Source organism: Proteus alimentorum, from assembly GCF_002607735.1.
Lineage (GTDB): Bacteria > Pseudomonadota > Gammaproteobacteria > Enterobacterales > Enterobacteriaceae > Proteus > Proteus alimentorum.
Genome location: NZ_NBVR01000025.1, coordinates 1 through 17,449 on the forward strand (window position 1 = coordinate 1; position 17,449 = coordinate 17,449).

The following is a 17,449-nucleotide window of genomic DNA, read 5'->3' on the forward strand; positions in this document are numbered from 1 at the left end:
CTACTTCCGTACAACTGACGTAACTGGTACTATCGAATTACCAGAAGGCGTAGAAATGGTAATGCCAGGTGACAACATCAACATGATCGTTGAACTGATTCACCCAATCGCGATGGACGACGGTTTACGTTTCGCTATCCGTGAAGGTGGCCGTACAGTAGGTGCGGGCGTTGTTGCTAAAGTATTAGGTTAATTACTCGCGTAATTTCCTAAAAAAGGGCATCAATTGATGCCCTTTTTATGCGTTGTTTGAAAAAGAACCTATCTCATCACTAGTTTGTTGTAAATTATTGGTGAGATAGGCTCTGATACAACGAATCGAGTCCAGTATCTTGCAGATACGAATGTCATAGAGATATGACTCTGTGTCAGATGCAATCATAGTTGATTTTATGGTTAGTCTGATTTGTTTTGCTCTTGCGAGGCAAGCTGGCTATTTATTTACATCATAGTGACAGGTTAATTTATGAGTGCGAATAGCGGAGCTCAAGATAGCAAACGCGGTGGTGATATCGCTAAGTGGATCATTACCGTTTTATTGCTGGCAGTAGCAGTGGGTGGCAACTATCTTTACCGTGAATTTAACCTAGCGTTGCGAGCTTTAGCTGTTGTTGCTTTGTTCGTAGCAGCAGGTGGGATCGCGTTGTGGACAACACAAGGTAAAGCAACGTTAGCATTTGCTCGTGAAGCGCGTATTGAAATGCGTAAAGTAGTATGGCCAACACGTCAAGAAACATTGCAAACAACCCTGATTGTTGCTGCAGTGACGGCTATTGTGTCATTAGTTCTTTGGGGACTGGATGGCATTCTGGTTCGTTTTGTTTCATTTATTACTGGCCTGTGAGGTGTTCATGACTGATTCTCCAAAAAAACGCTGGTATGTCATTCAGGCATTTTCAGGCTTCGAAGGCCGTGTTGCACAGTCTCTGCGTGAACATATCAAATTAAACGAAATGGAAGACTCATTCGGCGAAGTTATGGTTCCAACCGAAGAAGTGGTTGAAATCCGTAGTGGTCAACGTCGTAAAAGTGAGCGTAAATTTTTCCCTGGTTATGTTCTTGTCCAAATGGTCATGAACGATGCAACTTGGCACTTAGTCCGTAATGTACCTCGTGTTATGGGATTCATTGGCGGAACGTCAGACAGACCTGCACCAATTAGCGATAAAGAAGTTGATGCGATTATGAATCGCTTACAACAAGTTGGTGATAAACCGCGTCCTAAAACACTGTTTGAACCAGGTGAAATGGTTCGCGTTAGCGATGGTCCGTTCGCTGACTTTAACGGTGTTGTTGAAGAAGTTGATTACGAAAAAAGCCGCTTAAAAGTCTCTGTATCAATCTTTGGTCGTGCAACACCAGTTGAGTTAGACTTTAGTCAGGTTGAAAAAGGTTAAACCTTTTTACGTTGCTTTCTTGCAAAAGGTGGAAAAGTTATCTACAATTTTCCACCTTTCGTTTTGAGTTGTTTTGTCATAAGACAGAACAAAGTAAAATCGGGGAGCCCTAGCCGGGCGATATACCCACATTGAGGAATTAATTAATGGCTAAGAAAGTCCAAGCCTATATCAAACTGCAAGTTGCAGCAGGTATGGCTAATCCAAGTCCACCAGTTGGTCCAGCTCTGGGTCAACAAGGTGTTAACATCATGGAATTCTGTAAAGCATTCAACGCTAAAACTGAAAGCGTAGAAAAAGGTTTACCAATTCCTGTTGTTATTACAGTTTACGCAGACCGTTCTTTCACTTTCGTTACCAAAACTCCTCCAGCAGCAGTTCTGCTGAAGAAAGCTGCGGGCGTGAAATCAGGTTCTGGCAAACCGAACAAAGAGAAAGTAGGTAAAATTACTTCTGCTCAAGTTCGTGAAATTGCAGAAACTAAAGCTGCGGATCTGACTGGTGCTGACGTTGAAGCTATGATGCGTTCAATCGAAGGTACTGCTCGTTCCATGGGCCTGGTAGTGGAGGATTAATCTGATGGCTAAACTAACCAAGCGCATGCGCAATATCCGTGAGAAAGTTGAAGTAACTAAACAGTACGAAATTACTGAAGCTGTTGCTTTACTGAAAGAACTGGCTACTGCTAAATTCGTTGAAAGCGTTGACGTTGCTGTTAACCTTGGCATCGATGCACGTAAATCAGATCAAAACGTTCGTGGTGCAACTGTACTTCCACACGGTACTGGCCGTTCAGTTCGCGTTGCTGTATTCGCACAAGGTGCAAATGCAGAAGCTGCTAAAGAAGCAGGCGCTGAATTAGTCGGTATGGACGACTTAGCTGCTAAAGTTAAAGCTGGCGAAATGGACTTTGACGTTGTTATCGCATCTCCAGATGCAATGCGCGTTGTAGGTCAATTAGGTCAAATCCTTGGTCCACGCGGCTTAATGCCAAACCCGAAAGTGGGTACTGTAACTCCTAACGTTGCTGAAGCAGTTAAAAATGCTAAAGCAGGTCAGGTCCGTTACCGTAACGACAAAAATGGTATTATCCATACCACTATCGGTAAAGTTGATTTCAACGAAGCTCAGTTGAAAGAAAACTTAGAAGCTCTGCTGGTTGCTCTGAAAAAAGCAAAACCATCAGCAGCGAAAGGCGTTTATATCAAGAAAGTAAGCCTGTCTACCACTATGGGTGCAGGTGTTGCGATTGATCAAGCTAGCTTAAACGCGACAGTTTAATCGTAGATTAGACTAAAGTCATAAAAGACTTTACCTTGGCGTCAAATTTGTATAGAATTTGACGCCTTGAGTTTAGCTATGTTGTATTTTTTATAAGTCGACATAACTAAATTCTCTGAATTTCGGTTGGAGTCTGGCCTATCCAGACCCCGTCCAAGACCGCAGGTGTAAGTAATTACTTAATATTCCTGCGTAGACGGTGAGAGAGCCAATAAAGAATTATATATTCTGGATTCTACTCACCGTGTTTTAGCGCTTATACCATTGTGGTAATAAGTGATGTGAGTCCCGAGTTTTTACTCGGTTAATCCAGGAGCAAGAAGCTAATGGCACTAAATCTTCAAGACAAACAAGCGATTGTTGCTGAAGTCAGCGAAGTTGCCAAAGGTGCGCTTTCTGCAGTTGTTGCGGATTCCCGTGGCGTTACTGTAGCTAAAATGACCGAACTGCGTAAAGCATGTCGTGAAGCTGGCGTTACTGTACGTGTAGTACGTAATACTCTTCTGCGTCGTGCTGTTGAAGGTACTTCTTATGAAGTACTGAAAGATGCATTTGTTGGTCCAACCTTGATTGCATTTTCTGCTGAACATCCGGGCGCTGCTGCTCGTCTGTTCAAAGATTTCGCGAAAGCGAACCCAGCATTCGAGATTAAAGCGGCTGCCTTTGAAGGTGAGTTTATCCCAGGTTCGAACATTGATCGTCTGGCTACACTCCCAACTTACGATGAAGCAATCGCACGCCTGATGGCAACCATGAAAGAAGCCTCTGCAGGCAAATTGGTTCGCACTCTGGCTGCTCTGCGCGATCAGAAAGAAGCTGCTTAATAGCCAATTTCTTCGTTGCTTTATTTACGTATAAACTTTTTCTGAATTTTAGGAACACTTGTTATGTCTATTTCTAAAGACGATATCTTAAACGCAGTTGCTGAAATGTCTGTAATGGACGTTGTTGAACTGATCTCTATGATGGAAGAAAAATTCGGTGTATCTGCTGCTGCAGCTGTTGCTGTTGCTGCAGGTCCAGCAGAAGCTGCTGAAGAGAAAACTGAATTTGACGTTATCCTGAAAGCTATCGGCGGTAACAAAGTAGCAGTAATCAAAGCAGTACGTGGCGCTACCGGTCTTGGCCTGAAAGAAGCTAAAGACTTAGTAGAATCTGCACCAGCAGCTCTGAAAGAAGGCGTAAGCAAAGATGATGCTGAAGCTCTGAAGAAAGCTCTGGAAGAAGCAGGCGCTGAGGTTGAAGTTAAATAATTTAACTTCCCAGAGTGCAGCCTAACGGCTGATGGCTGGTGATTTTTTGGTCACCAGCCTTTTTGCGCTGTAAGGTAAGAGTCACTTTTTCACACTTTTTTGGTGTCTCATTACTTCAATATTTTTTGCTATTGACGACTTAATATACTGTGTTAGTCACTACGATCCACGTTCTCGAAAGCTCGGTAGTGATCTCGGCACAATGAAATGATTTAAGAGTAATAGCAATAAATATTCGGAAAATAGTTGTTTTCCTACCTACAAAAAAACAGTGTTTGCAGAATGTCGAGCCATCCTTAAAGTTAAGGACAGGCAGAGTGGGTCACTTTTCAGCGAGCTGAGGAACCCTATGGTTTACTCCTATACCGAGAAAAAACGTATTCGTAAGGATTTTGGTAAACGTCCACAAGTTCTGGATGTTCCCTATCTCCTTTCTATCCAACTTGACTCGTTCCAGAAGTTCATCGAGCAAGATCCTGATGGTCAAAACGGTCTGGAAGCAGCTTTCCGCTCCGTATTTCCTATCCAAAGCTACAGTGGCAACGCTGAATTACAATATGTCAGCTACCGCTTAGGCGAGCCTGTTTTTGATGTTAAAGAATGTCAGATTCGCGGTGTAACTTACTCAGCACCTTTGCGTGTAAAACTGCGTCTGGTCATTTATGAACGTGAAGCCCCAGAAGGCACCGTTAAAGACATCAAAGAACAAGAAGTCTATATGGGTGAAATCCCATTAATGACCGATAATGGTACTTTTGTTATCAATGGTACTGAGCGTGTTATCGTTTCCCAGTTACACCGTAGCCCTGGTGTGTTCTTTGATAGTGACAAAGGTAAAACACACTCTTCAGGTAAGGTACTGTATAACGCACGTATTATCCCTTATCGTGGCTCATGGTTAGACTTCGAATTCGACCCTAAAGATAACCTTTTTGTCCGTATTGACCGTCGCCGTAAATTACCTGCGACTATCATTTTACGCGCAATGAACTACAGCACTGAAGAAATCTTAGGTTTATTCTTCGAAAAAACATTGTTTGAAATCAGCAACAACAAGCTGATGATGACATTAGTGCCTGAACGTCTGCGTGGTGAAACTGCTTCATTTGATATTGAAGCAAACGGCAAAGTGTATGTCGAAAAAGGCCGTCGTATTACCGCTCGCCATATTCGTCAATTAGAAAAAGAGCAAGTTGACCGCATTGAAGTACCTGTTGAATACATTGCAGGTAAAGTGGTTGCTCGTGACTATATTGATGAAGCGACAGGTGAACTGATTTGTGCTGCTAACATGGAAATCTCTTTAGATGTGTTAGCTCGCTTAAGTCAAGCTGGTCATAAAACGATTGAAACGCTGTTTACCAATGACTTAGATCATGGGGCTTATATTTCAGAAACTGTTCGCGTCGATCCGACAAACGATCGTTTAAGCGCATTAGTTGAAATCTATCGCATGATGCGTCCTGGTGAACCACCTACACGCGAAGCTGCAGAAAACTTATTTGAGAACTTATTCTTCTCTGAAGATCGTTATGATCTTTCTGCTGTTGGTCGTATGAAATTCAACCGTTCTTTAGGCCGTGACGAAGTTGAAGGTTCTGGCATCCTAAGCCAAGAAGATATCATTGAAGTAATGAAAAAACTGATTGATATCCGTAATGGTAAAGGTGAAGTGGATGATATCGACCACTTAGGTAACCGTCGTATTCGTTCTGTTGGCGAAATGGCTGAAAACCAATTCCGTGTTGGTCTGGTGCGTGTTGAGCGTGCAGTTAAAGAGCGTCTGTCTTTAGGCGATCTTGATGCATTAATGCCACAAGATATGATCAACGCAAAACCGATTTCTGCTGCTGTCAAAGAATTCTTTGGTTCTAGCCAGTTATCACAGTTTATGGATCAGAATAACCCGCTATCAGAAATTACGCACAAACGTCGTATTTCTGCATTAGGCCCAGGTGGTTTGACCCGTGAACGTGCAGGCTTCGAAGTTCGAGACGTACACCCAACTCACTACGGTCGTGTGTGCCCAATCGAAACACCTGAAGGTCCAAACATCGGTCTTATCAACTCATTATCTGTTTATGCACAGACTAACGAGTACGGTTTCCTAGAAACGCCTTACCGTGTTGTTGAAAACAACGCTGTAACAGATGAAATTCACTATCTGTCTGCAATTGAAGAAGGTAACTTCATCATTGCTCAGGCTAACTCCGTATTAGACGATGACAATCACTTCGTTGAAGAATTAGTTACTTGCCGTCATAAAGGCGAGTCAAGCTTATTTAGTCGTGACCAAGTTCAGTACATGGACGTTTCAACTCAACAGGTTGTTTCTGTCGGTGCTTCACTGATCCCATTCCTTGAACACGATGACGCCAACCGTGCATTGATGGGTGCGAACATGCAACGTCAGGCTGTTCCTACACTTCGTGGTGATAAACCACTGGTAGGTACAGGTATGGAACGTGCGGTAGCGGTTGACTCCGGTGTTACTGCGGTTGCTAAACGTGGTGGTGTTGTTCAGTATGTTGATGCTTCTCGTATCGTTATCAAAGTTAACGAAGAAGAGACTTATGCGGGTGAAGCGGGCATCGATATCTACAGCTTGACTAAATACACTCGTTCTAACCAGAACACATGTATTAACCAAACTCCTTGCGTATCTTTAGGTGAACCTGTTGATCGTGGTGACGTGTTAGCTGATGGTCCTTCAACAGACCTTGGTGAGTTAGCGTTAGGTCAAAACATGCGCGTGGCATTTATGCCATGGAATGGTTATAACTACGAGGACTCCATCCTTGTATCTGAACGTGTTGTTCAAGAAGATCGTTTCACTACTATCCACATTCAAGAACTCGCTTGTGTCTCTCGTGATACTAAGTTAGGGCCTGAAGAGATCACCGCTGATATCCCGAACGTCGGTGAAGCAGCGTTATCTAAACTGGATGAATCAGGTATCGTTTATATCGGTGCTGAAGTGAAAGGTGGTGACATTCTGGTTGGTAAAGTAACACCTAAAGGTGAAACTCAACTGACTCCAGAAGAGAAACTGCTACGTGCTATCTTCGGTGAAAAAGCGTCTGATGTTAAAGATTCTTCTCTACGTGTTCCTAATGGTGTGTCTGGTACAGTTATCGACGTACAAGTATTCACCCGTGATGGCGTAGAAAAAGATAAACGCGCATTAGAAATCGAAGAATCACAGTTACGTGAAGTTAAGAAAGACTTAACTGAAGAACTGCGTATCTTTGAAGCTGGTCTATTCGCTCGTATCCGTGGTGTTCTGATTGCTGGCGGTATTGAAGCTGAGAAATTAGATAAATTACCTCGTGAGCGTTGGTTAGAGCTGGGTATTGCGGATGAAGAGAAGCAAAACCAGTTAGAACAATTAGCAGAACAGTATGATGAACTGAAAGCTGAGTTCGCGAAGAAACTGGAAGCTAAACGTCGTAAAATCACTCAAGGTGATGATTTAGCACCAGGCGTGCTGAAAATCGTTAAGGTTTATCTGGCTGTTAAACGTCAGATCCAACCTGGTGATAAAATGGCGGGTCGTCATGGTAACAAGGGTGTTATCTCTAAGATTAACCCAATTGAAGACATGCCATACGATGAAAACGGTAATCCAGTAGACCTCGTACTGAACCCACTGGGTGTACCATCACGTATGAACATCGGTCAGATCCTTGAAACTCACTTGGGTATGGCTGCTAAAGGTATCGGTGATAAGATCAACGCGATGCTGAAACAGCAACAAGAAGTTGCTAAATTACGTGAATTTATCCAGAAAGCTTACGATCTGGGTATGGCACCTCGTCAGAAAGTTGATCTGGACACTTTCAGCGATGAAGAAGTGTTACGTCTGGCTGAAAACCTGAAAAAAGGTATGCCAACCGCAACACCAGTGTTCGATGGTGCAGAAGAAATTGAAATTAAAGAGATGCTGAAATTAGCTGATCTTCCAACTTCTGGTCAGATTACACTTTTCGATGGTCGTACAGGTGAACAATTTGAGCGTCCAGTAACTGTTGGTTACATGTACATGCTGAAACTGAACCACTTAGTTGATGATAAGATGCATGCCCGTTCTACTGGTTCGTACAGCTTAGTTACTCAGCAACCTCTTGGTGGTAAAGCACAGTTTGGTGGTCAGCGTTTCGGGGAGATGGAAGTATGGGCACTGGAAGCATACGGTGCTGCTTATACTCTTCAAGAAATGCTTACTGTTAAGTCAGATGACGTTAACGGTCGTACCAAAATGTACAAAAACATCGTTGATGGTAACCATCAGATGGAACCAGGTATGCCAGAGTCGTTCAACGTATTGTTGAAAGAGATCCGTTCACTGGGTATCAACATCGAATTGGAAGACGAATAACGTATTCCATATAGACAGACTGCTAGAAATGGCAGTCTGTCAAACAGTGACTACACTGGTTTAAAGGGGTGAATGACAGGGGTCATTTGCCTGGCAGGTCTAACTCCGACAGGAGCCATTTCGTGAAAGACTTATTAAAGTTTCTGAAAGCGCAAACCAAGACCGAAGAGTTTGATGCGATCAAAATTGCTCTGGCATCACCTGATATGATCCGTTCATGGTCATTTGGTGAAGTTAAAAAGCCAGAAACAATTAACTACCGTACGTTCAAACCAGAACGTGACGGTCTTTTCTGTGCCCGTATTTTCGGACCAGTAAAAGATTACGAATGTTTGTGTGGTAAATACAAACGTTTAAAACACCGTGGTGTTATCTGTGAGAAGTGTGGCGTTGAAGTTACACAAACTAAAGTTCGTCGTGAACGTATGGGTCACATCGAATTAGCTTCTCCAGTTGCTCACATTTGGTTCTTGAAATCACTGCCGTCCCGTATCGGTCTGCTGCTGGATATGCCACTGCGCGATATTGAACGTGTACTGTATTTTGAATCTTATGTTGTTGTTGAAGGCGGGATGACCAGCCTTGAGCGCGGACAAATCTTAACAGAAGAGCAATATCTTGATGCATTAGAAGAGTTCGGTGACGAATTCGATGCGAAGATGGGTGCAGAAGCTGTTCAGAACCTGTTACAGAGCATGGATCTGGAACAAGAGTGTGAAACGCTGCGTGAAGAGTTAAATGAAACTAACTCTGAAACTAAACGTAAGAAACTGACTAAACGTATCAAGTTACTTGAAGCGTTCATGCAATCAGGTAATAAACCTGAATGGATGATCTTAACTGTACTGCCTGTGTTACCACCAGACTTACGTCCACTGGTTCCACTTGATGGCGGTCGTTTTGCGACTTCAGACCTGAACGATTTATATCGTCGTGTGATCAACCGTAACAACCGTTTAAAACGCCTGCTTGATTTAGCAGCACCAGACATTATCGTACGTAACGAAAAACGTATGTTACAAGAGTCTGTGGATGCGTTATTAGATAACGGTCGTCGTGGCCGTGCGATTACAGGTTCTAACAAACGTCCTCTGAAATCTTTGGCTGATATGATCAAAGGTAAACAAGGTCGTTTCCGTCAAAACCTGTTAGGTAAACGTGTTGACTATTCCGGTCGTTCTGTAATCACCGTTGGTCCATACTTGCGTCTGCATCAGTGTGGTCTGCCGAAGAAAATGGCTCTTGAATTATTCAAACCATTTATTTACGGAAAACTGGAAACCCGTGGTTTAGCGACAACAATCAAAGCCGCTAAAAAAATGGTTGAGCGCGAAGAAGCGGTTGTTTGGGATATCTTAGATGAAGTTATCCGTGAACACCCAGTAATGCTAAACCGTGCACCAACACTTCACCGTTTAGGTATTCAGGCATTTGAACCAATCCTTATCGAAGGTAAAGCTATTCAGTTACACCCACTCGTTTGTGCGGCATATAACGCCGACTTCGATGGTGACCAAATGGCGGTTCACGTACCACTGACATTAGAAGCACAGTTAGAAGCTCGTGCGCTGATGATGTCAACAAATAACATTCTGTCTCCAGCAAGTGGTGACCCAATCATCGTTCCTTCACAGGACGTTGTATTAGGTCTTTACTACATGACTCGTGACTGCATCAATGCCAAAGGTGAAGGCATGGTGTTAAGTGGCCCTAAAGAAGCTGAACGCGTTTATCGCGCAGGTTTAGCCTCTTTACACGCACGCGTTAAAGTACGTATCACTGAAGAGATCAAAGATGGCGAAGGTAACATCACCACTGAAACTAGCTTAAAAGACACAACTGTCGGCCGAGCTATTTTATGGATGATCGTACCAAAAGGCCTACCTTACGCGCTGGTTAACCAACCATTAGGTAAGAAAGCAATTTCTAAAATGCTGAATACCTGTTATCGCGTAATGGGCTTGAAGCCAACCGTTATTTTTGCTGACCAAATCATGTATACCGGTTTTGCTTACGCAGCACGTTCAGGTGCTTCAGTAGGTATCGATGACATGGTTATCCCTGCGAAAAAAGCAGAGATCATTGCAGAAGCAGAAGCAGAAGTTGCAGAAATTCAGGAACAGTTCCAATCCGGTCTGGTAACAGCGGGCGAACGTTACAACAAAGTTATCGATATTTGGGCTGCGGCGAATGAGCGCGTAGCGAAAGCGATGATGGAAAACCTGTCTACTGAAACCGTTATTAACCGTAATGGTGAAGAAGAACAACAAGTATCTTTCAACAGCATCTTTATGATGGCTGACTCCGGTGCTCGTGGTTCTGCAGCTCAGATTCGTCAGTTAGCAGGTATGCGTGGTCTGATGGCTAAGCCAGATGGCTCAATCATCGAAACACCAATCACAGCGAACTTCCGTGAAGGTCTGAACGTACTCCAGTACTTCATCTCAACCCACGGTGCTCGTAAAGGTCTTGCGGATACCGCACTGAAAACAGCAAACTCCGGTTACTTGACTCGTCGTTTAGTTGACGTTGCACAAGACTTAGTCGTTACAGAAGACGACTGTGGTACAACCGAAGGTGTTATGATGACTCCGGTTATCGAAGGTGGTGATGTTAAAGAACCACTGCGTGAACGTGTATTAGGTCGTGTGGCTGCAGAAGATATTCTGAAACCAGGTACTGCCGATATTCTTGTTCCACGTAACACCCTGTTAAACGAAAAACTGTGTGACTTGTTAGAAGAAAACTCTGTTGACAGCGTAAAAGTACGTTCAGTTGTAACCTGTAACACAGACTTCGGTGTGTGTGCGAATTGTTATGGTCGTGACCTTGCTCGTGGTCATATCATCAACAAAGGTGAAGCTATCGGTGTTATCGCAGCACAGTCAATCGGTGAACCAGGTACACAGTTAACGATGCGTACGTTCCACATCGGTGGTGCGGCATCTCGTGCGGCAGCAGAATCTAGCATTCAAGTACGTAACAAAGGTACTCTGAAGCTGTTCAATGCGAAGTTCATTACTAATACTGCGGGTAAATTAGTTATCACTTCTCGTAACACAGAATTACGTTTAATTGACGAATTCGGTCGTACGAAAGAGAGCTACAAAGTGCCTTACGGTGCTCAATTAGCGAAAGGTGATGGCGAAGCAGTTAACGGTGGCGAAACTGTTGCTAACTGGGATCCACATACAATGCCAGTTGTGAGTGAAGTATCTGGTATCATCCGTTTTGCAGACATGGTTGATGGTCAAACTATCACACGTCAAACCGATGAATTAACAGGTCTTTCTTCACTGGTTGTTCTGGATTCAGCAGAGCGTACAGGTAGTGGTAAAGATTTACGTCCAGCATTGCGCATCACTGATGCACAGGGTAATGACGTATTAATCCCGAATACTGATATGCCAGCACAGTACTTCCTGCCAGGTAAAGCGATTGTTCAGTTAGACGATGGCATTACAATTAACGCTGGTGACACTTTAGCGCGTATTCCACAAGAATCTGGCGGTACTAAAGATATCACCGGTGGTCTGCCACGCGTTGCTGACCTGTTTGAAGCTCGTCGTCCGAAAGAGCCTGCAATCCTTGCTGAAATCAGCGGTATTGTTTCGTTCGGTAAAGAGACTAAAGGTAAACGTCGTCTAGTTATTTCTCCATTAGACGGTAGTGATGCATACGAAGAGATGATCCCTAAATGGCGTCAGCTTAACGTATTCGAGGGTGAGGTTGTGGAACGTGGTGATGTTATCTCCGATGGTCCAGAATCACCACACGACATTCTGCGCTTACGTGGTGTTCATGCGGTTACTCGCTATATCACTAACGAAGTACAGGAAGTTTACCGTTTACAAGGCGTTAAGATTAACGATAAACACATCGAAGTTATCGTTCGTCAGATGCTACGTAAAGTTACCATTGAGAACGCAGGAAGCTCTGAGTTCCTCGAAGGTGAGCAGGTTGAATACGCTCGCGTTAAAGTGTCAAACCGTGTTCTTGAAGATGAAGGTAAAGTACCAGCAACGTATGCTCGTGACCTGTTAGGTATCACGAAAGCATCTCTGGCAACTGAATCCTTCATCTCTGCTGCATCGTTCCAAGAAACAACTCGTGTTCTGACGGAAGCTGCGGTAGCGGGTAAACGTGATGAATTACGTGGTTTGAAAGAAAACGTTATTGTTGGTCGCTTGATCCCAGCTGGTACTGGATATGCGTATCACCAAGATCGTATGAAGCGTCGTCAGTCACAATTGCCGACAGATGAAACTGAAACAACAATCAGTGCTGATGAAGCATCTGCTAACTTAGCAGAATTACTGAATGCGGGTTTTGGTGGATTAAAAGACTAAAATCTAATTTAGATTAGATTGAAATGCCCTCCATTGTGAGGGCATTTTTTGTTTCTGTTCTACATAAGTAGGCGAAATGATGAGAATAATAGCTAATAATTTGATTATTCTATGTTTTATTTTTACTGGATTTGCCTCAGCAGTGCCTTATGAAAGAGGTATTCCAACAGAAGCTCAATGGGATTTAAAAACGCCCATTACAACGTTGATGCAACTTCGTCAGCAAAAAACATTATATGCATTTGTGGGGGATAAATTGCGACCTGTTGCAGAACTTTGCCCTAACCAAAGTTTCTATGCATCAGTTGCGGAGGGGGATTATCACAAGATACAATTTGGGAATGCTCAAGGTTATCTTGAAGCGGGTTATCTAGAAGATGGCTATTTTGAAGATATTGCCTCTATGAAACCCGATAAAAAAATACGTTTCTTATCAGATAGTACAAAGAAAACAGATTATCCTATCTACGAATATTTAATTACAACAAAAAATACACCCATCTATAGTGATAAGGATATTGCTAGCCCACAAATAGCGACACTCTTATCTAATTTACGTTATCCCGTGCTATCTCGCACAATAAAAGAAGAGACTAATGGAAGTCAAATCAATTGGTTTGAAATCTCTTTAGGTGATCGCTTAGGTTATATTTCATCAAGGGATGTAAAGCCCGATTTAGGGATACCAGTACTGACTTACCACCATATTCTTAAAGCAACGGAAAACCATAATTTTCGCCATACATCGACAACAACATCATTAACTGCATTTACAGAGCAGATGAATTATTTAAAAGAAGCTGGATATGAAACGCTTTCGCTCAATCAAGTTGCTGGCTATTTAAATAAGAGTGTTAATTTGCCCGGCAGAGCTGTTGCATTAACATTTGATGATGGTTTGCAATCCGTTTATCGCTATGCTTATCCTCTTTTAAAAGAAAATGGCCAACGAGCAACACTATTTGTTATCTCATCACGAATAAAATCCAAAACACCTAAGTGGGCGCCTAATTCATTACAATTTATGAGTTGGCAGTCACTCAAATCGAGTCGTGATGTTTTTGATATTCAATCGCACTCCCATTTTTTACATCGTTTAGATAATAATAAAAAACCTATTATCTTTAGCCGTCAGTCCCACACAATTATATTAGATTTACAACGCTCACAACGTGTATTGCGATTATTAAATCCACATCAATATGCCTTTGCATATCCTTTCGGTGGATATAATCAAAGAGCAATTAATGCAGTCAAAGCATCAGGAATGACATTGGCGGTGACGACTCAGCAAGGAAAAGTACGTTTGGGTGACTCACCTTATGCCTTAAAACGGTTATATGCATTAAGTACCGATCCTATTGAAAAATTTGCCAGAATGGTAGGTAATGATGAATATGAAGTGGTGAATAAAAATATCATTGTTGATAAATAATTAAAAATAAAATTTATAATCTTAAAAATACCTTCGATATTTATTGAAGGTATTTTTTATTTCTCTATTACTAATTCAATTAAGATCAATAAATAACTTATATTTTTCAGATAATTATGATGATTTTTTAGTGATAAAAATTTATTTTTTTCTGTAAGCTGGCAATCCAAACTTAGTATGGAGCCAATTATGAAAAAGCCTATATCCATATCTTCTTATGATTCTGCATTTAAACGCTTTATGATGAATGTCAGTAATGCGAAAGATTTCTTCTTTGTTCATTTACCAGAGGAATTAAAAAATCATTGTGATTTTTCGACGTTACAATTACAAAATTCTTCTTTCATCGATATTAAATTACGTTCTCGTATGTCTGATATTTTGTATTTAGTGAAAACCAAAGAGGGTGATATTCCTATTTATTTACTGATAGAGCATCAATCTAGGCCAGATAAAATGATAGCTTGGCGCATGATGAATTATGCATTTTCCACTATGAATCAACATTTACAGCAAGGTTATAAATCGTTGCCTCTCGTTGTTCCTATTTTATTTTATCATGGCAAGAAAAAACCTTATCCTTTCCCTGTTAATTGGATGTCATGCTTTCCACTTACTTCACTTGCTAATAAGCTTTATTCTAATGACTTCTCGTTAATTGATTTGACCTCAATTGATGATGATATTTTGCTGACACATAAAAAAGCGGCGGTAATGGAAATTGCGATGAAACACGTTAATAGTTGTCATGATCTTGATAAGATTGCAATGCTGTTATCAAAAGCAATAAATCAGAAAAACTGCAGAGATGAAGACACTGTTGCTGTTGTACAATATTTATTCTCAATCATGGATGCATCAGATTTTGAATTTATTATAAATAAGATAGCTGAACGAGTAGATAACCACAGAGAGACAATTATGAATATAGCGTGGCGATTAGAAAATAAAGGATTTAAATTAGGTATAGATGAAGGATTTGAAATAGGCAAAAATGAGGGGATCGAACTGGGCAAAAATGTAGGTATTGAATTAGGTAAGAATGTAGGTATTGAATTAGGTAAGAATGTAGGTATTGAGATTGGAAGAGCTAAAGGCATTGAGTTAGGTAAAACAGAAGGCATTGAGTTAGGCAAAACAGAAGGTATTGAAATAGGAAGAAAATCAGTACAATTAGAATTAGCACAAAAATTATTAAAAGAGAATTTTGATCTTTCATTTATCGAAAGAATATCAGGTTTAAGTATGCAAGAACTCGAAGAATTAGTAGCATAAGAATTAAGTTAATTATTTTATATAATATTAAATTAAAAATATCCTAAGATATTATTTGTAATTTTTTATTTTTCTTTAAATATTTTAAGTTTATTACATGTTACTTTTATTGGGTTATTTAATAAAACCGCCTTTATTATTTTTAATTAAATTAAAAGCGGTTTTATATTATTTAAATTTTAATTAACGACCCAAGTAATTATCCCAATCTTTCCATACTGGTTGTAACCCTCGCTCTTTTAATACGTTAATAACATCATTTACATGGCGATTATCATTAGGTGAAAACTGTTCTAACTCTTCATGGCTATCGGAATAGCCACCCGGTTGAGTCTTAGAGCCTGCACTAATGTTATTAATCGCTAAAGGTACGGTATTATCACGAAAATAAGGTGATTCTCGTGTTGAAAGAGAAAGCTCAACATCTGGCGCCAAGATGCGAAAAGCACAGATGAGTTGAACTAATTCCGCTTCACTCATTACCGATGCGGGGCTAAGCCCACCAGCGCAAGGGCGTAAACGAGGAAAAGAGATAGAGTAACGGCTTTTCCAATAGCGTTTTTGTAAGAACAAGAGATGTTCTGCCACCATATAACAGTCGCTACGCCACTGGCTTGAAAGACCAATCAATGCACCTAAACCAATTTTATCAATGCCTGCTTGCCCTAATCTGTCTGGTGTTTGTAATCGCCAATGAAAGTCTTGTTTTTTGCCTTTTAAATGATGAAGTTGATAAGTGGGTTCATGATAGGTCTCTTGATAAACCATCACGCCATCAATACCCAGTGTTTTTAATTCGGCATATTCTTCTGTTGCAAGAGGCTGTACTTCCATCATTAATGAACTGAAATGCTTTCGAATAAGAGGGATATATTGGCGAAAATAATCCATACCCACTTTTCTTTGATGCTCTCCAGTCACTAATAACAAGCTATCAAAACCTAATTGCCTGATGCTATTGCATTCGGCGATGATTTCACTTTCATTTAATGTTTTACGTTTAATGGTATTACTCATTGAAAAGCCGCAATAAGTACAGTCATTCGCACATAAATTAGAAAGATAAAGCGGCACATACAGTCCCACTACATTACCAAAACGTTGTCGAGTGAGTTGTTGAGCGCGTTGTGCCATCGGCTCTAAATAATGTCGCCCCGCAGGCGAAATTAGTGCCATAAAATCATCAAGTGTAAGAGAATGGCGATTTAATGCGGCTTCCACATCCGCATTGGTTTTACTATTGAGTTTTAATGTAATGTCATCCCAGTCGAGTTGTTGCCAATAATCAGAAAAAGTATCCATTAGAATGCCCCTAAGTATTGGGTTAATGGACTAGAGGCTTGCGCTTGCATATTCACAACGGAAGCCGGTGTAGCAAGTCCTGATTGTCGAGCAAGTTCACCGGCATCAAGGGCGGCTTTAAAGGCTTGTGCCATTAAAATAGGATTTTTGGCAACCGCAATTGCGGTATTAACTAATACGGCATCAGCGCCTAACTCTAAAGCTTCGAGTGCATGACTTGGCGCACCAATACCCGCATCAACAACAACAGGAATTGAGGCTTGTTCAATGATAATTCTTAGAAAATCACGAGTCTGTAAGCCTTGATTAGAGCCAATAGGAGAACCTAAAGGCATTACAGCGGCACAGCCAACTTCTTCTAAACGACGACATAAAACAGGATCAGCACTGCAATAAGGCAAAACAACAAACCCTTCTTTAACGAGGGTTTCAGCAGCTTTAAGTGTTTCAATAGGATCAGGTAATAAATACTTGGTGTCAGGATGAATTTCTAATTTTACCCAATGGGTGCCAAAAGCTTCTTTAGCTAAACGCGCCGCAAAAACCGCTTCTTGTGCTGTTTTTGCGCCGGATGTATTAGGTAATAATTTAACTCCTAATGATTTAAGTGGTGCGATTAAATCATCATTACCCTTTTTTAAATCCACACGTTTCATTGCCATCGTGACTAATTGGCTACCCGAAGCCTTAATGGCTTTTGTCATTAGCGTTGGTGTTGCAAATTTCCCTGTACCTGTAAAAAGTCTAGATGCGAATGTTGTATCAGCAATTTTTAACAT

Annotated in this window: 13 protein-coding genes; 11 read left to right on the forward strand and 2 right to left on the reverse strand. The window is 41.4% G+C overall.

The annotated features are described in order from the left end of the window. The 11 genes from B6258_RS08530 to B6258_RS08580 form a co-directional block, all read left to right on the forward strand. Nucleotides 1-193: EF-Tu C-terminal domain-related protein (locus B6258_RS08530; protein ID WP_099074623.1), on the forward strand; the 193-nt coding region annotated here is incomplete at its 5' end. A gap of 273 nt (nt 194-466) precedes the next feature. Further along, nucleotides 467-844: a preprotein translocase subunit SecE gene (gene secE, locus B6258_RS08535; RefSeq protein WP_023583091.1), complete on the forward strand. Its 378-nt coding sequence runs from the start codon at nt 467-469 to the stop codon at nt 842-844. Between the two features lie 7 nt (nt 845-851). Beyond that, nucleotides 852-1,397: a transcription termination/antitermination protein NusG gene (gene nusG, locus B6258_RS08540; protein ID WP_004246900.1), complete on the forward strand. Its 546-nt coding sequence runs from the start codon at nt 852-854 to the stop codon at nt 1,395-1,397. Nucleotides 1,398-1,543: 146 nt separating this feature from the next. Continuing rightward, on the forward strand, nt 1,544-1,972 hold the full coding sequence (gene rplK / locus B6258_RS08545) for a 50S ribosomal protein L11 (RefSeq protein ID WP_075673745.1): 429 nt from the start codon (nt 1,544-1,546) through the stop codon (nt 1,970-1,972). Between the two features lie 4 nt (nt 1,973-1,976). Then, nucleotides 1,977-2,678 carry a 50S ribosomal protein L1 gene (rplA, locus tag B6258_RS08550; RefSeq protein WP_099074905.1) on the forward strand — a complete coding sequence of 234 codons (702 nt, stop codon included), beginning with the start codon at nt 1,977-1,979 and terminating at the stop codon, nt 2,676-2,678. A 326-nt stretch (nt 2,679-3,004) separates the two neighbouring features. Next, nucleotides 3,005-3,502: a 50S ribosomal protein L10 gene (gene rplJ / locus B6258_RS08555; RefSeq protein ID WP_006534706.1), complete on the forward strand. Its 498-nt coding sequence runs from the start codon at nt 3,005-3,007 to the stop codon at nt 3,500-3,502. A 63-nt stretch (nt 3,503-3,565) separates the two neighbouring features. Next, nucleotides 3,566-3,931 (forward strand): 50S ribosomal protein L7/L12, encoded by a 366-nt coding sequence (rplL, locus tag B6258_RS08560; RefSeq protein ID WP_023583093.1) that lies wholly within the window; start codon nt 3,566-3,568, stop codon nt 3,929-3,931. A gap of 349 nt (nt 3,932-4,280) precedes the next feature. Further along, nucleotides 4,281-8,309, forward strand: coding sequence for a DNA-directed RNA polymerase subunit beta (rpoB, locus tag B6258_RS08565; RefSeq protein ID WP_099074906.1), 4,029 nt, complete (start codon nt 4,281-4,283; stop codon nt 8,307-8,309). A gap of 122 nt (nt 8,310-8,431) precedes the next feature. Beyond that, on the forward strand, nt 8,432-12,658 hold the full coding sequence (rpoC, locus tag B6258_RS08570; RefSeq protein WP_099074907.1) for a DNA-directed RNA polymerase subunit beta': 4,227 nt from the start codon (nt 8,432-8,434) through the stop codon (nt 12,656-12,658). A 79-nt stretch (nt 12,659-12,737) separates the two neighbouring features. Beyond that, nucleotides 12,738-14,093 (forward strand): polysaccharide deacetylase family protein, encoded by a 1,356-nt coding sequence (locus tag B6258_RS08575; protein ID WP_099074908.1) that lies wholly within the window; start codon nt 12,738-12,740, stop codon nt 14,091-14,093. 189 nt (nt 14,094-14,282) lie between these two features. Next, nucleotides 14,283-15,368 (forward strand): Rpn family recombination-promoting nuclease/putative transposase, encoded by a 1,086-nt coding sequence (locus B6258_RS08580; protein WP_099074909.1) that lies wholly within the window; start codon nt 14,283-14,285, stop codon nt 15,366-15,368. Between the two features lie 183 nt (nt 15,369-15,551). On the opposite strand, the gene thiH is transcribed toward B6258_RS08580, so the two are convergent. Both thiH and B6258_RS08590 read right to left on the reverse strand, forming a co-directional pair. Next, nucleotides 15,552-16,670 (reverse strand): 2-iminoacetate synthase ThiH, encoded by a 1,119-nt coding sequence (gene thiH / locus B6258_RS08585; RefSeq protein WP_099074910.1) that lies wholly within the window; start codon nt 16,668-16,670, stop codon nt 15,552-15,554. Beyond that, entirely contained in the window at nt 16,670-17,449 is a 780-nt protein-coding gene (locus B6258_RS08590) for a thiazole synthase (protein WP_099074911.1), read from the reverse strand. The genes thiH and B6258_RS08590 overlap by 1 nt, the downstream gene beginning before the upstream one ends.